The 13,532-nt window shown below is 77.4% G+C and carries 12 protein-coding genes; 2 read left to right on the top strand and 10 right to left on the bottom strand.

The window, feature by feature from the left end; genetic code table 11:
* Nucleotides 1-25: 25 nt before the first annotated feature.
* From I4I81_RS28465 to eccCa, 9 genes are all read right to left on the bottom strand, one after another.
* Nucleotides 26-499: a hypothetical protein gene (locus tag I4I81_RS28465; RefSeq protein ID WP_218604874.1), complete on the bottom strand. Its 474-nt coding sequence runs from the start codon at nucleotides 497-499 to the stop codon at nucleotides 26-28.
* The gene (locus I4I81_RS28460) at nucleotides 496-795 is read right to left on the bottom strand and encodes a hypothetical protein (protein WP_218604875.1); all 300 of its coding nucleotides are present in this window, start codon (nucleotides 793-795) and stop codon (nucleotides 496-498) included. The genes I4I81_RS28465 and I4I81_RS28460 overlap by 4 nt, the downstream gene beginning before the upstream one ends.
* Nucleotides 796-845: 50 nt before the next feature.
* Nucleotides 846-2,186, bottom strand: coding sequence for a phosphoglucosamine mutase (gene glmM, locus I4I81_RS28455; protein ID WP_218604876.1), 1,341 nt, complete (start codon nucleotides 2,184-2,186; stop codon nucleotides 846-848).
* 2 nt (nucleotides 2,187-2,188) lie between these two features.
* Nucleotides 2,189-2,782 (bottom strand): 30S ribosomal protein S9, encoded by a 594-nt coding sequence (gene rpsI, locus I4I81_RS28450; protein WP_226363609.1) that lies wholly within the window; start codon nucleotides 2,780-2,782, stop codon nucleotides 2,189-2,191.
* Between the two features lie 32 nt (nucleotides 2,783-2,814).
* On the bottom strand, nucleotides 2,815-3,258 hold the full coding sequence (gene rplM, locus I4I81_RS28445; protein WP_218604877.1) for a 50S ribosomal protein L13: 444 nt from the start codon (nucleotides 3,256-3,258) through the stop codon (nucleotides 2,815-2,817).
* 200 nt (nucleotides 3,259-3,458) lie between these two features.
* Complete coding sequence (locus I4I81_RS28440) at nucleotides 3,459-3,746, bottom strand: WXG100 family type VII secretion target (protein WP_218604878.1); 288 nt, start codon at nucleotides 3,744-3,746, stop codon at nucleotides 3,459-3,461.
* A gap of 13 nt (nucleotides 3,747-3,759) precedes the next feature.
* Entirely contained in the window at nucleotides 3,760-4,068 is a 309-nt protein-coding gene (locus tag I4I81_RS28435) for a WXG100 family type VII secretion target (protein ID WP_218604879.1), read from the bottom strand.
* A 111-nt stretch (nucleotides 4,069-4,179) separates the two neighbouring features.
* Nucleotides 4,180-5,388: a type VII secretion-associated protein gene (locus tag I4I81_RS28430; RefSeq protein ID WP_218604880.1), complete on the bottom strand. Its 1,209-nt coding sequence runs from the start codon at nucleotides 5,386-5,388 to the stop codon at nucleotides 4,180-4,182.
* Nucleotides 5,385-9,299: a type VII secretion protein EccCa gene (gene eccCa / locus I4I81_RS28425; RefSeq protein ID WP_218616453.1), complete on the bottom strand. Its 3,915-nt coding sequence runs from the start codon at nucleotides 9,297-9,299 to the stop codon at nucleotides 5,385-5,387. Before eccCa ends, I4I81_RS28430 begins: the two co-directional genes overlap by 4 nt.
* 102 nt (nucleotides 9,300-9,401) lie before the next feature.
* Between eccCa and eccD the strand changes: the two genes are divergently transcribed.
* Both eccD and mycP read left to right on the top strand, forming a co-directional pair.
* Entirely contained in the window at nucleotides 9,402-10,763 is a 1,362-nt protein-coding gene (eccD, locus tag I4I81_RS28420) for a type VII secretion integral membrane protein EccD (protein WP_218616452.1), read from the top strand.
* A gap of 17 nt (nucleotides 10,764-10,780) precedes the next feature.
* Complete coding sequence (mycP, locus tag I4I81_RS28415; RefSeq protein WP_218616451.1) at nucleotides 10,781-12,103, top strand: type VII secretion-associated serine protease mycosin; 1,323 nt, start codon at nucleotides 10,781-10,783, stop codon at nucleotides 12,101-12,103.
* A gap of 12 nt (nucleotides 12,104-12,115) precedes the next feature.
* Here the strand turns inward: mycP and eccB are convergent, their stop codons facing one another.
* Nucleotides 12,116-13,525 carry a type VII secretion protein EccB gene (gene eccB, locus I4I81_RS28410; RefSeq protein WP_218616450.1) on the bottom strand — a complete coding sequence of 470 codons (1,410 nt, stop codon included), beginning with the start codon at nucleotides 13,523-13,525 and terminating at the stop codon, nucleotides 12,116-12,118.
* Between the last annotated feature and the right edge of the window lie 7 nt (nucleotides 13,526-13,532).

The following is a 13,532-nucleotide window of genomic DNA, read 5'->3' as shown; positions in this document are numbered from 1 at the left end:
GCCCACGGGGGGAGCCGGTCACCGCTCACGGCCCGTCATCGGAGAGCCGGGCGAGGTTCATCCCCCGCTCGTCGTCGACCCGGCGCGCGTCGGTGCCGCCCAACCGCGGTCCGGTGCCGGAACGCCGTGCGACGACCGCGCCGTCCCCCGGGGACACGTCCGGCGGCCGCCCTTCCGATGTCCGTCCGTCCGCCGCCCGTCCATCCGGCAGCAGACCGTCCGGCGACTGGTCGTCGGGCGGCCGACCGTCCGGCATGGCCACCAGCCGCTCCATCGCCGACGCCACGAGCCGCCCCGCGGCGAGCGCGGCGTCGGCCTCCCGGTCCAGCTCCCGCTGCACCAGCCCCGCCCGCTCCACCCACGCCCGGCCCGCATCGTCGAGCCAGTCGGACTCGACGTCGGCGATCACCCGGCCGAGCGCGGGCAGGGCGTTCTGCAGCCGGGCGGCGGTGACGGCGAGCAGCCCGGCCGCGGTCAGCAGTGCCTCCTCCGCGCTCACGGCCCGTCCGCGAGCGCGGACAGCCCGACCGCGGCTGCGGCGTCGGCCGCCGCGGCCGCGTACGCGGTGACGTGCAGCGCCGCGACCAGCCCGGCCAGCTCCCGGCCCGTCCGGTCGACGGCGGACGCGGCACGGTCGAGCTCGGCGAGCACCGCGGGCCCGCCCGGCGTCGTGACGAGCTCGGCACGGGTCGCCACATCGAGGGCGGGCGGGGGCACCAGGTCGGGCAGCAGCTCCGACAACCGCCACCCGTGCAGGTGCAGCCGGTCGGGATCGAGGTGCAGCTCGGGCGCCATGGCCAGATCCTGACCGACCGGCACCCCGCCGCGGGGCGGAACGGGTGAACTCAGCCCGCCGCGGCGACGACCTCGGCCAGCGCGGTGGCGGTGTCGCGGGCCTGCTCCTCGGTGGGGGCCTCGACCATCACCCGGACCAGCTGCTCGGTGCCCGACGGGCGCAGCAGCACCCGTCCGGTGCCGCCCAGCTCCACCTGGGCCGCCTCGACGGCGTCGCGCACGGCCGTGGACGCGGCCACCGCACCCTTGTCATTGACGACGACGTTCTGCAACACCTGCGGCAGCGGCGTGACGATCCCGGCCAGCTCGGCCAGCGAGGATCCGGTCCCGGCCATCCGGGCCATCAGCCGCAGCGCAGTGAGCAGCCCGTCGCCGGTGGTCGACCGCGTCGGCAGAACGACGTGCCCGGACTGCTCGCCGCCGAGGGTGAACCCGCCCGCCCGCAGCTCCTCGAGCACGTAGCGGTCGCCGACGGCGGTGGTGCGCACCGCGATCCCGGCCGCCTCCATCGCCAGGTGCAGGCCGAGGTTGCTCATCACCGTGGCGACCAGGGTGTCCTGCGCGAGCTCGCCCGCGTCCTTCATCGCGACGGCGAGCACGGCCATGATCTGGTCGCCGTCGACCACAGCCCCCGAGGCGTCGACGGCAAGGCACCGGTCGGCGTCGCCGTCGTGGGCGATGCCGAGGTCGGCCCCGTGCTCGCGGACCGCGGCCTGCAGCGGGCCGAGGTGCGTGGACCCGACACCGTCGTTGATGTTGAGCCCGTCCGGGTCGGCGTTCAGCGCGACGACCTCGGCACCGGCGCGCCGGTAGGCGTCGGGTGCGACCGTGGACGCGGCCCCGTGCGCGCAGTCGACGACCACACGGATCCCCGCCAACGACGGCGTGCCGTCGACGAGGTGGGCGGTGTAGCGCTCGGCGGCGTCGGGGAGGTCGCGGACGCGGCCGATCCCGGCGCCGGTGGGGCGCGGCCAGGGACCGCGCATCCCGTCCTCGACGGCGATCTCCAGCGCGTCGGCCAGCTTGTGCCCGCCGGAGGCGAACAGCTTGATGCCGTTGTCGGGCATCGGGTTGTGCGAGGCGGAGATCATCACGCCCAGGTCGGCACCCAGTGCGTCGACGAGGTGCGCCACAGCGGGCGTCGGCAGGACCCCGACGCGCACGGCGTCGGCCCCCGCCGACGTGAGCCCGGCGACGACGGCCGCCTCGAGCATCTCCCCGCTGGCGCGGGGGTCGCGCCCGACCACCGCGACCGGACGGTGGGTCCGGTCGCGCTCGGCGAGCACGCGCGCGGCGGACGCGGACAGCGCAACGGCGAGCTCCGGGGTGAGGAGCTCGCCGTTGGCCAGTCCGCGAACGCCGTCGGTACCGAAGAGACGTCGTTCGCCCATGCTCAGCGCTTGCTGTACTGGGGCGCCTTGCGGGCCTTCTTGAGGCCGTACTTCTTGCGCTCGATGACGCGCGGGTCACGCGTGAGGAAGCCGGCCTTCTTCAGCGGCGGGCGGTCCTCGGGGTCGACCTCGATCAGCGCGCGGGCGATCGCCAGGCGGAGCGCGCCGGCCTGCCCGGAGATCCCGCCACCGTGCAGGTTGGCGAAGATGTCGAAGCGCTCGGTCTTCTCCAGCAGCACGAGGGGCTCCCGGATCAGCTGCTGGTGCAGCTTGTTCGGGAAGTAGGTCTCGATGCTCTTGCCGTTGAGCGTGAAGTTGCCGGTGCCGGGCATGAGGCGGACGCGGACGACGGCCTCCTTGCGGCGGCCGACGGTCTGCACCGGGCGGTCGGAGAACACGGCGGCCGGCAGGTCGCCGGCCACGTCGACCTCGACGTCGGTGTCGTACTCGTCGTCGGCGGTGGCGTCGACCTCGGCGTCGTCGGCGACGGCGTCGTCGGCGACGGCGTCGACCTCGGCGACCTCGTCGGAGCTGGCCTCAGCCTCGACGGCCTCCGTCTCCGCGGGGGCCTCGACCTCGGGCTCGGGGCTGGTCACGGGCTGTCCTTCTTCCACTGACTCGGAGCTGGTCACTGTGCGACCTGGACGATCTCGAACGCGGCCGGCTGCTGCGCGGCGTGCGGGTGGTTCGGGCCGGCGTAGACCTTGAGCTTCTTGCCCATCGCCCGGCCGAGCTTGTTCTTCGGCAGCATGCCCTTGACGGCCTTCTCGACCAGGCGGTCGGGCTGCTTCTCGATCATCTCACCGACCGAGCGCTGGCGGAGGCCGCCCGGGAAGCCGGAGTGGCGGTAGATGAACTTGTCGTCGCGCTTGTTCCCGGACACGGAGATCTTCTCGGCGTTCACGATGACCACGAAGTCACCGGTGTCCATGTGCGGGGCGTACGTCGGCTTGTGCTTGCCGCGCAGGAGCGTGGCGGCGTGCGTGGCGAGGCGGCCGAGCACCACGTCCGTAGCATCGATCACGTGCCAGGCGCGGTTGATCTCGCCGGGCTTCGGGCTGTACGTGGACACGGACCTACCTCGTCGCTGTCTAGGCTCGTCGAACTGCGGGCTCGGGAGCTGCCTCTGGTGCGTCTGGTGCGGAGAAGGGCACCGGGCCCCGGAGGCGGAATGCACTCTGAAGAGCGCACGACCTTCCGCCGCACTATCGGTTGTCGAGGGTACCCGCCGGTCCGGAGGAGGGTCAAAACGCCCCCTCCGGACCGTCGCGCTCAGGTCCAGAGCGACCGGTTCCGGGCCTCGACCTGTTGGTAGTTCTCGTTCGCGGTGCCGACCGCACGGCCGATCTGGTCGAGCACCGCCGCGATGTCGACGGCCGCGGCGTTCCACTCCCGCTGCTTGTCCCGGTAGAACAGCGCCGCCTCCCCCTGCCAGGTCGCCGCGACCGGCCGGAGCGCGTCCTCGAGCTCCACGAGCCGGTCCTCCATCCGCTTCGTCGTGGCCCGGATGTCCTCCTGCGCCGTGGCCAGCGCACCGAACCCCACCTTGATCTGTGCCATGTCCCCGCCCCTCTCAGCCCAGTGCCGCGGTGATCGTGGTGAGCCCGTCGCGCGAGGCGTCCTCGGACGCCTGGTACCCGGTGCCCGACGTGCGGATCGCCTCGCCGATCGCGCCGAGCGCCTCGCCGAGCCGGTTGGCGTCGGTGTCCCAGCGGACCATGAGCTGCGCGAAGACGCGGTAGCTGTCGCTGGACCACGCGGACGCGAGCGGTGCGAGCCTGCCCTGCAGCGCCCGCAGGTCGGCCAGGATGGTGTCCCTCACCTCCATCGCCCGCGCACCGGCGGCCATCATGTCCTCGGTCGAGGTACCGAACCCGTCCATCGCACTCCCTCCTCCGTGCGGTGGCCCGCTGGCCACCTCCGTGCGGCGGACCGTGCCAGTTCCGGCGCTCCCCCGTGGCCGTTCGGGGGGACGGTGTGCTGCCGTGAACGCTCAGCCTCCGCCGCGGATCGTGGCCACCACCAGCGCGCAGGCATCCCGGACCGACGCCGTACCGGACGGGGTGTGCCGGCAGCCGACGCTGAGCTGGGTCCCGCCGTCGATGACGACGTACCAGGCCACCTCGGTGACGCCGTCACGCTCCCGGTACGCGGTGACGGCCCGCCCGCCGAAGCGCGCGACGGGGTCGTAGCCGGACAGGCCGGGACCCGCGGCGTCGAACTCCGCCCGGAGTTCGGCCGCGGCCCGCTGCGGCTCCGCGGACGCGTCGTAGCCCAGCGGCGTGGCCTCGACGGCGATGAGGTCGCTGCCCTCCGGGGCGCCCAGCGGCGTCAGCAGGCTGCGGCGGCGCTCGGGCAACCCGCCGGTGTGCGCCCAGCCCGGCGGCACCGCGAGACGGTAGCCGTACTGTGCGAGCAACCCGGCCGGTGGCGGCTCGGGACCGGGCCCGACGGCCCGGCCGAGCACGTGCAGCGATCCGAGCGCGACGACGGCCGCGGCGAGGACCAGCGCCACCCGCAGCGGACGCCGGGTCCGCGGCGGGGCGTCGGGAAGCCACCGCACAGCCGGGCCGACCGCACGCGGCGGCGCCGACGGGGCCCGCACCGCGAGTACCGCGGCCGCGTCCGGCCGGGCCGCCACCACGACGTCGCGGAACCCGGCCGCGTCGAGGTGCTCGGCCAGGTCGGGGGTGCGCGCCCCGCCCCCGATCAGCAGCACGGGCACCTCCGGCCGTCGGCCGACCGCCCGCACCGCGTCGACGACCTCGGCCCACGTCCCGGCCAGCGCGCCCCGCACCTCCGACGCCGTGACGGGGCCGTTCACCTCGTGCAGGGACGCCGCCTCCCGGAGGCCCCGGGCCCGGGGCCTGTCCGCGGTACCGAGCAGCGTCGCGACGGCCCGGTCCAGCCGGTCACCGCCCGGACCCCGCCGCCGGGCGGCGATCCGCCCGGCGCGGACGAGGGAGACCTCCGTGCCGGACGACCCGACGTCGACGACGACCACCTCCCGGCGACCGGCGGCGACCGACTCGGCGACGACCGGCCCGGTCACCAGCAACGGCTCCCCCTCGACGAGCCCGCGCAGCAGCACCGGCAGCGGCACGCCCGGCTCGACCGGCACCTCCACCACCCGCGGCGTCCCGTCGGGTCCGGGCCGCGCGACCCGGACGACCGTCGAACCGGGCTGGACCGCCGCCCTCACGGGGTGTCCGCGGGCGGGATCCAGGCCAGCTGGACCCGGCGGGCCCCGTGGCGGCGGTCGACGAGCGTGCCGCGCCCGGGCGGCAGCGGTGTCGCCTTGACCGTCTCGACGAGCACCCCCTCCTCCGGCCGCCCGTTCATCACGAGCCCCGGGGTGGACAGCTCGCGCAGCCGCCCGAGCACCGGGTCGAACATCGCCCGCCCGGCGCCGCCGCACCGCCGGGCCACCACCAGGTGCAGTCCGACGTCCTTGGCCTGGGGCAGGAACTCCAGGAGGGGCAGCAGCGGGTGTGCGCCGCCGCCGTGCCCCCCGGTGGGCGCGACGAGGTCGTAGTCGTCGACGAGGACGAACACCTCCGGACCGCTCCACCAGGACCGTTCCCGCAGCTCACGCGGGCCGACGTCGGGTCCGGGGAGCCGCCTGCGCAGGGAGGCCGCCACCTCCCGCACGGCGTCGGCGGTCGCGCCGGGTGTGCTGGTGTGGCCGATCAGGTGGCTCTCCGGCACGGCCCCCAGCAGCGTCCGCCGGTGGTCGACCACCACCACCCGCGCCTCGTCGGGCCGGAACCGCTCCACGATCCCGTGCGCCAGCAGCCGCAGCAGCGTGGTCTTGCCGCTCTCCGCGTCGGCGAAGCAGAGCAGGTGCGGCTCCGCGGCCACGTCGAGCTGCACGAGCGCGAGCCGGTCCTCGTCGACGCCGAGCGGCAGGCCTGCGGAGCCGGGCTCGGGATCGGGCAGGCGGTCGTGGTCGAGCCGGTCGGGCAGCTGGCGGACCGGGGCGAACCCGGCGTCCGGCCACCCCGCGGCCACGTCGGCGACGAGCGCGGCCGTGTCGGACCCGGTGAGCCGGGGCGCGGCGAGCACCATCGCCGCACCGTCCGGTGCCAGCCCGTGACCGGGCCGGGCGGGCACCGCGGCGGCCCGGCGGCGGTCGACCTCGGAGTCGGTGACGTCGCCGAGGCGCAACTCCAGCCGGCTGCCGAACAGGTCCTTGAACGCCGGCCGCAGCTCGCTCCAGCGGCCCGCGGTGACGGCCAGGTGCACCCCGAACGACAGGCCCTGCGCGGCGACGGGCAGCAACCGCGTCTCCAGGTCCTCGAAGTCGTGGCGCAACGTCAGGTACCCGTCGACGACGACCAGCACGTCGGTGGCGGGTTCGCCGCCGAACTCCCCCGCCGCCCGCCGTTCCCGGAACGCCTCGATCCCGGCGACCCCGGAGTCGCGGAAGAGCCGTTCCCGCCGTGCGAGCAGCGCGGCGACCTCCGCGACGGTGCGGCGCACCAGGTCGGTCTGGAGCCGGTCGGCGACCGTGCCGACGTGCGGCAGCCCGCCGAGCGGCGTGAGCGCGCCGCCGCCGAAGTCGAGCACGTGCACCCCCAGCTCGACGGGCGTGTGCGTGAGCGCGAGGCCCAGCACGGCGGTGAGCAGCGTCGTCGACTTCCCCGACCGCGGCCCACCCACCACCGCCAGGTGCCCCGCGGCACCGGAGACGTCGAGCAGCAGCGGGTCGCGGCGCTGCTGGTACGGCCGGTCGACGAGCGCGACCGGAACCCGCAGCGCTCCTCCGCGCCCGCCGGACGCGGCCAGCCCACGACCCGGCACCGGGCGCGGGGTGCCGACCAGCCCGTCGAGCGGCGGGGGGTCGCCCAGCGGCGGCAGCCAGACCCGGTGCGCGGGCGGGCCCTGGCCGGCGAGGGCGTCGAGGACGGTCTCCAGCACCGTCGGGCCGTCCTCGGGCTCGTCCGGCACCGGCTCGGCGGGCACCGCCACCGGGCGGACGCCGAACAGGTGGGCACGGCGATCGACCGGACCCCGCACCCGCCGCGCGACCCCGGCCGGCCCGGACACGTAGGCGGCCCGGAAGCGGACCAGCTCGTCGGTGCCGGTGGACAGGAACGCCGAGCCGGGCGCGGTCGGGAGCTGGTGGGCGTCGGGCACACCGAGCACGGCCCGCGACTCCGCGGCGGAGAACGTGCGCAGCGCGATCCGGTAGGACAGGTGCGACTCCAACCCGCGCAGCCGACCCTCCTCCAGCCGCTGCGAGGCGAGCAGCAGGTGCAGCCCGAGCGACCGGCCCAGCCGGCCGATCGTGACGAGCAGCTCCAGCAGCTCGGGGCGCTGGGCGAGCAGCTCGGAGAACTCGTCGACGACGACGAACAGCGCGGGCAGCGGCGGCAGGTCGGCCCCCGCGCGCCGGGCCGCCGCGTACTCCGCGACGCCGACGAGGTTGCCCGCGGCGCGCAGCAGCTCCTGGCGCCGGGTGACCTCCCCGGCCAGCGCGTCGGCCATGCGGTCGACCAGCGCCAGCTCGTCGGCCAGGTTGGTGATGACGGCCGAGACGTGCGGCAACGCCGAGAGCCCGAGGAACGTCGCCCCGCCCTTGAAGTCGACGAGGACCAGGTTGAGGTCCTCCGACGAGTGGGTCGCGGCGAGCCCGAGCACGAGCGTGCGCAGCAGCTCCGACTTCCCCGAGCCCGTCGCCCCGATGCACAGCCCGTGCGGGCCGCTGCCGCCCTGCGCGGACTCCTTGAGGTCGAGGTGCAGCGCGGCACCGCTCTCGTCGAGGCCGATCGGCACGCGCAGCCGGTCGGTCTCGGTGCGGCGCCAGCGGATCCGCAGCGCGGCCACCCCGTCGGGTCCGTCCGCCATCCCGAGCAGGGACGGCAGGCCCGCCGCGGCGCGCGGACCCCCGTCCGCCGGGCCCGCACCACCCGGCCGGTACCGGGCCAGCCTGCGCGCGAGAGCGCGGGCTGCGGTGACGCCGAGCGCATCGGGCCGACCGACCGGGTGCGGGCCGTCCCCGCCTCCGTCGTCCCCGCCGGTGCGCTCGACGACGGACGGCCCGACCAGCAGCCGCACCACCGACGGCGACGGTCGCCGACCCGGGGGCGGGCCGACCCGCAGTACCGTCACCCCGGCGACCGCGGCCCACGGCCCCGGCCCCTCGACGACCTCGTCGACGACCACGAGCAGGTGCGGCTCCCCGGCGCCCGGTCCCGCCGGCCGGCCGGCGAGCTCCGCGACCCACCAGCGGCGCACCTCGTCGGCGTCGGCGGTGAGCATGCGCAGCGGGCCGATCGCGTCACGACGGCGTGGGTGCGCTGTGTGCGGGAGCCACTTCGCCCACTCCCACTCCGCGGCCAGTGCGGGCGGGGCGACGACGGCGAGCAGGGCGTCGGCCGGGCTGTGCCACAGCGCGTACTGCGCCACCATCGCCCGGGCCAGGTCGCGGGCGGGCCGCAGGTCGGCGGAGCCCGCCGACGGCTCCAGCCACACCGTCGAACTGGACCGCAGCGCCAGCGCGACGGGCAGGTCGGGCACCACCGCGTGCCCGAGCAGGAACCGGCGCAGCGCCAGCGCCGTGATCGGCTCGATCCCCTCGACGGGCCCGGTCTGCGGCGCGACGAGCCGCGTCGCGAGCCGCTGCGGCCCGCGCCCGACGCGCAGGCGCCCGAAGTCGGGATCGGCGGGCCGCCGCTCCCACAACCGTCCCGACGCGAGCACCACCGGCCACGCCGCGGCCTCGGGATGGACGGTCTCGAGCGCGTCGCGCTGCTGCCCGGCGACGCCGCGGACCCGGCGGCGCAGCTGGGCGAGGTAGCGCAGGTAGTCGCGGCGGTCCTCGTCGACGGACGCCGACCGGTTGCCCCCGCCCCGGCCGCCCGACCCGGTGAGCACCATCCCCAGCGTCGAGACCATGAACATGCCCCCGAACAGCCACGACGTCGGGTTGCGCACGCCGAGCACCGCGATGAACCCGACGGACGCGAGCAGCATCGCCAGCGGCAGGAGCCGCGCCGGTACCCCGGCGGGGACGACCCGCTCGGGCTCCGGCGGGGGTTCGAGCACCAGCTCGCCCGCCGGGGTGCGCGGCACCGCGCGCTGCGGCCGGACCACGCCGATCGTACCCACGCACCCACCTCCACGAGTTCTCCGAAACGCCCACGGGACGGCCCCGGCGCGGCGGATAGTAGGCAGCCGAGCCCGCCCGGCGAGGCGATACGGAGAAACCCGATGAGCACGATCCGGCCCGACACGGCCCCCGCCTACACCCGGCTGACGGTGCTCGCGCCGCGCGCCCGGGTCGACGTCGCGCTGCCGGCCGACGTGCCGCTCGGCGAGCTGGTGCCGATGGTGCTGGAGCTGGTCGGCGAGCCCGGGCCGGGGCACCGCCCGCTGCCGTGGCGGCTGGTGGGGGCCACCGGCGGGCTGCTGCACCCGGCCGCCACGCTCGACGAGCTCGGTGTGCTCGACGGCGAGCTGCTGCGGATCGGTCCGGTCACCGCACCACCGCCGGCCCCGGTGTTCGACGACCCGGTCGACGCGCTGGCCGCGGGCGCGGGTCGCACCGCGGGTCCGTCGGCCGCCGCGGTGCGCCCCGCCGTCGCGCTCGTCCTCGCCGCCCTCGCCGCCGTCATCCTCGCCGGGATGCCGGCCGGGCCGGGGGCCGTCGTGGCCGCTCTGGTCGGCGGGATGGCGGCGGGGGCGGCGCTGGCCGCCGCACGCCGGCCGGGCGGGGATCACGACGGGAGGCACCCGGCGGCGCTCGCGGCCGTCCCCCTCGCCGCGGGTGCCGGGGCGGCGGCGCTCGCGGCGGCGCCCGGCTCCGCCCAGCTCCTGCTCGCCGTCACCGCGGCCGGGGTCGCCGCGGCCGTGGGCCAGGTGGTGCTGCGCGTCGTGTCGCCGGTACTGGTCGGCGTCGTCGTCGCGGCCGTCCCGGTGGGGGTCGCGACCGTGCTGCACCTGCGTCTGGGCCTGTCCCCGGCCGCACTCGCCGCGGGACTCGGAGCCGCCGCGCTGCTCGCCGGACCGTTCCTGCCCCGCGCCGCGCTGCGCCTGGCCGGCCTGCCGGGCCCGGTGGTCCCCGCCGACGCGGGCGAGCTGACCGACGCCGACGACGGGCCCGACGCCCTGCCGCCCGACGAGCTCACCGGGCGGGCCGACCTGGCCCGTGGGTACCTCGCCGGACTGGTCGGCGGCTGCGCGGTGGTGGCCGCCGCGGCGGTCGGCCCGGCCGCGGCCGGGGGCGGATGGACCGGCGCCGCGCTGGGCGCGGTCGTCGTCGCGGTACTCGCCCTGCGCTCCCGGGGCTTCGCCGACGCCGCGCCGGCCCGCACCCTGCTGGCCTGCGCGGTGGCCTCGGGCCTCGCGCTGGCCGCGCTCGTCGCCGCGGTCTCCGGCGGGCCGGGGCGGTTGGTGGTGGGGTGCCTCGCCCTCGCGGGGGCCGGCGTCGCGCTCACCGCGGGGCGCGGCGGGCGGGCGCCGTCGCCGGTCGCGCGCCGGGCCGTCGACGTCCTGGAGGGGGTCCTCGTCGCGTCGGCGGTACCGTTGGCGCTGGGCGCGACGGGCCTGTTCGCACTGGTCCGCGGCCTGTGAACGGCATCCGGACGGCCATGGCGCCTGCCGTGCTCGCCGTCCTGCTCGCCGTCCTGCCCGGGCCCGGCCCGGTCGGTGCGTCCGCGCTCCCGGCCGCCCTGGCCGGTGCCTCCGTCCCGGCCCCCGGTGACGACCTCCCGGCACCGCCCCCGGTGCGGGTCGCACCACCGGCGGGCGACACCCCGGGCCCCGCGCCCGGGCTGCGGTCCCCGCGATCCTGCGCGCCACCGCCGGCCGGGCCGTCCACGGTCACCGATCCGCCGCCGTCCCGTCGCCTCCAGCTCGCGGCCGCGCACCGCATCGCCACGGGGGCGGGGGTGCTGATCGCGGTGATCGACACCGGGGTCGCCCCCCACGCGCGGCTCGGCGACCGGCTGCGCGGCGGCGGCGACTACCTCACCGGGGGCGACGGGCTCGACGACTGCGACGGCCACGGCACCGCGGTCGCGGGGCTGCTGGCCGCGAGCCCGGCCGGCGACGACGAGGTGGTCGGGATCGCGCCGGGCGCTGAGGTGCTGTCGATCCGGCAGTCCAGCCCGTCGTTCTCGGTACCTGCCGCGGACGGGCGGCAGCGACCCGCCGGTGACGTCGCGACGCTCGCCGAGGCGGTCGTGCTGGCCGTGCGTTCCGGTGCCGACGTCGTCAACGTGTCCGAGGCGGTCTGCCTCCCACCGGAACAGGCCGCCGTCGAGGGCACGGAGCTGCACGCGGCGCTGCGCTACGCCGCCGACGCCGACGTCGTCGTCGTCGCGGCCGCGGGCAACACGGGCGTGGGGCTCTGCGCCGAGCCGGGCGTCGAGCAGGTCGCCCTCCCCGGCTGGTACGACGAGCCGGTCACGGTCGGCGCCACCGGCCCCGACGACGCCGCTGCCCCGTTCACCGTGGCCGGCCCCTGGGTCGACATCGCCGGTCCCGGCACGGGGATGCGCTCGCTGGCCGTCGGCGGCGGCGTCACGGCCGACCCGGTCACGGGCACGAGCTTCTCCGCACCGCTGGTCGCCGGGCTGGCCGCCCTGGTCCGCGAGCGGTTCCCGGAGCTGAGCGCGGCGCAGGTCGCCGACCGGATCCTGGCCACGGCCCGGCGCCCCGCGGGTGGCCACGACGAGGCCCTCGGCCTCGGCGTGCTCGACCCCCTCACCGCCCTCACCGCCGAGCCCGCCGTCCTGCGCGTCCCGGACGCCTCCGGCGAGGTGCCGACCGCCGTGCTCGCCGGCACCGCGCCGGGCCCCGGTTCCGCCGACGAGCCGCTGCCGCCGGTCGACCTGGCCGCGCCGGCCGCCCTGCTCGCCGCGGCCGCAGCCGTCGCGACCCGCCTCCGGAAGCGTCCGCCCGGTCGCTGATCGGGCGTCCGGTCAGCCCGGCAGCACGTCCACCGTCCGCTGCGCGTCGGCCAGGTCGAGCGTCCCGCCCACCGGGAGCAGCCGCACCGCCCACTCCGGCGCGGGCTCGGCCGTCGTGACCCCGAGTGCCTCGGCGGTCGCCGAGTCCGCCACCCCATAGGCGACACCGGACGCGGACACCAGCCACAGGGGTCCGGACCCGCCCGCCCGGCCCGGCCCGGTGGCGCGCACCGTCCCGCCACCGCCCGGGGACAGCACGACGGCGTCGGCGAGCTCGCCCGCGCCGTCGGCCTGCGCGAGGTCGACGCCCGCGGTGCCCGGCGGTACCGGGAGTGCTGACCCGACGAGCATCCCGGCCCCGTCCTGGACCGACCACACCGCGCACACGACGGGCGTATCGGTCACCTCCCGGACCGGCGGCACCGCGTCCGGCCAGCCCGCGACGTCGAGCCCCTCGGCCGACCCCAGCGCCGTCAGCACCGCGGGCTCGACCTCGACCAGCCGCGCCCCCGCCGCGCGCAGGGTCTGCGCGACGAGGGGCGGGACCGCCTGGGCGCCCCCGGCGAGCACCACGTGGTGCGTCGGCGGGCCGTCCCCGGCGGGCCGCCCGACCAGGACGTCGCCCACCCGGACCGATCCGGAGCGCGTACCGGCCCCGGCGATCCGCGGTGTGCGCAGCGGTGCCCCTTCCGGCAGCGCGTTGAGCAGTGCGGCCGACGCCGCGCGGGGCTCCCGCCCGTCCAGACCCAGTGTGCCGACGACCGCTCGGTCGGCGAGGTCGATCCGGTGCCGCACACCCCCACTGACCAGCCACGTGTCCCCGCCACGGACGGCGAGCAGCACCGCATCGGCAGACGGCCCCACCGGCTCCGCCCCGCCGACGACCGTCGTACGCGGATCGCGGCCGGAGTCCGGGTCGACGGCGTCGCACACCGCCCAGCGCGGCCCGATCACCGCGCCGCCCAGGCGCACGGCGGTGGCGCCCGGGACCGCCGCGGTGGGGGTGCGCGGCACCGCGTCGAGGTCGGCGTCGTCGACGAGCACGGGCACGGCCGCCGCGGGATCGGCCCCGCCCGCACCGCCGTGACGCAGCGCGGCGAGGACCAGCCGTCCGGCGGGGAGGTTGGCGACCGGGACGAGCCGGTCGGGCTCGTGCGCCACGACGTACATCGCCCCCGACGACGAGCCGACGACCACGTCCTGCTGCGACCACGTCGGCCGTGGCGCGATCTGCGCCCAGATCGCGACCCCGCCCACCGCGAGCATCCCGACCAGCGCCCCGGCGACCGCGGCCCGGCGTTGCGACCGCAGTTGCTCGTGCAGCGGCACCGGGTCGCCGCGGACGAGTGCGGTCTCCATCCGGCGCAGGCCGAAGCGGTAGGCGTCGACCTGGTCGCGGGTGGCGGGGCCCCTCGTGGACACCCCGGGA

Origin of the sequence: Pseudonocardia abyssalis (genome assembly GCF_019263705.2) — a bacterium.
Taxonomy (GTDB): Bacteria; Actinomycetota; Actinomycetes; order Mycobacteriales; family Pseudonocardiaceae; genus Pseudonocardia; species Pseudonocardia abyssalis.
This window is presented reverse-complemented; position numbering and strand designations above follow the sequence as displayed.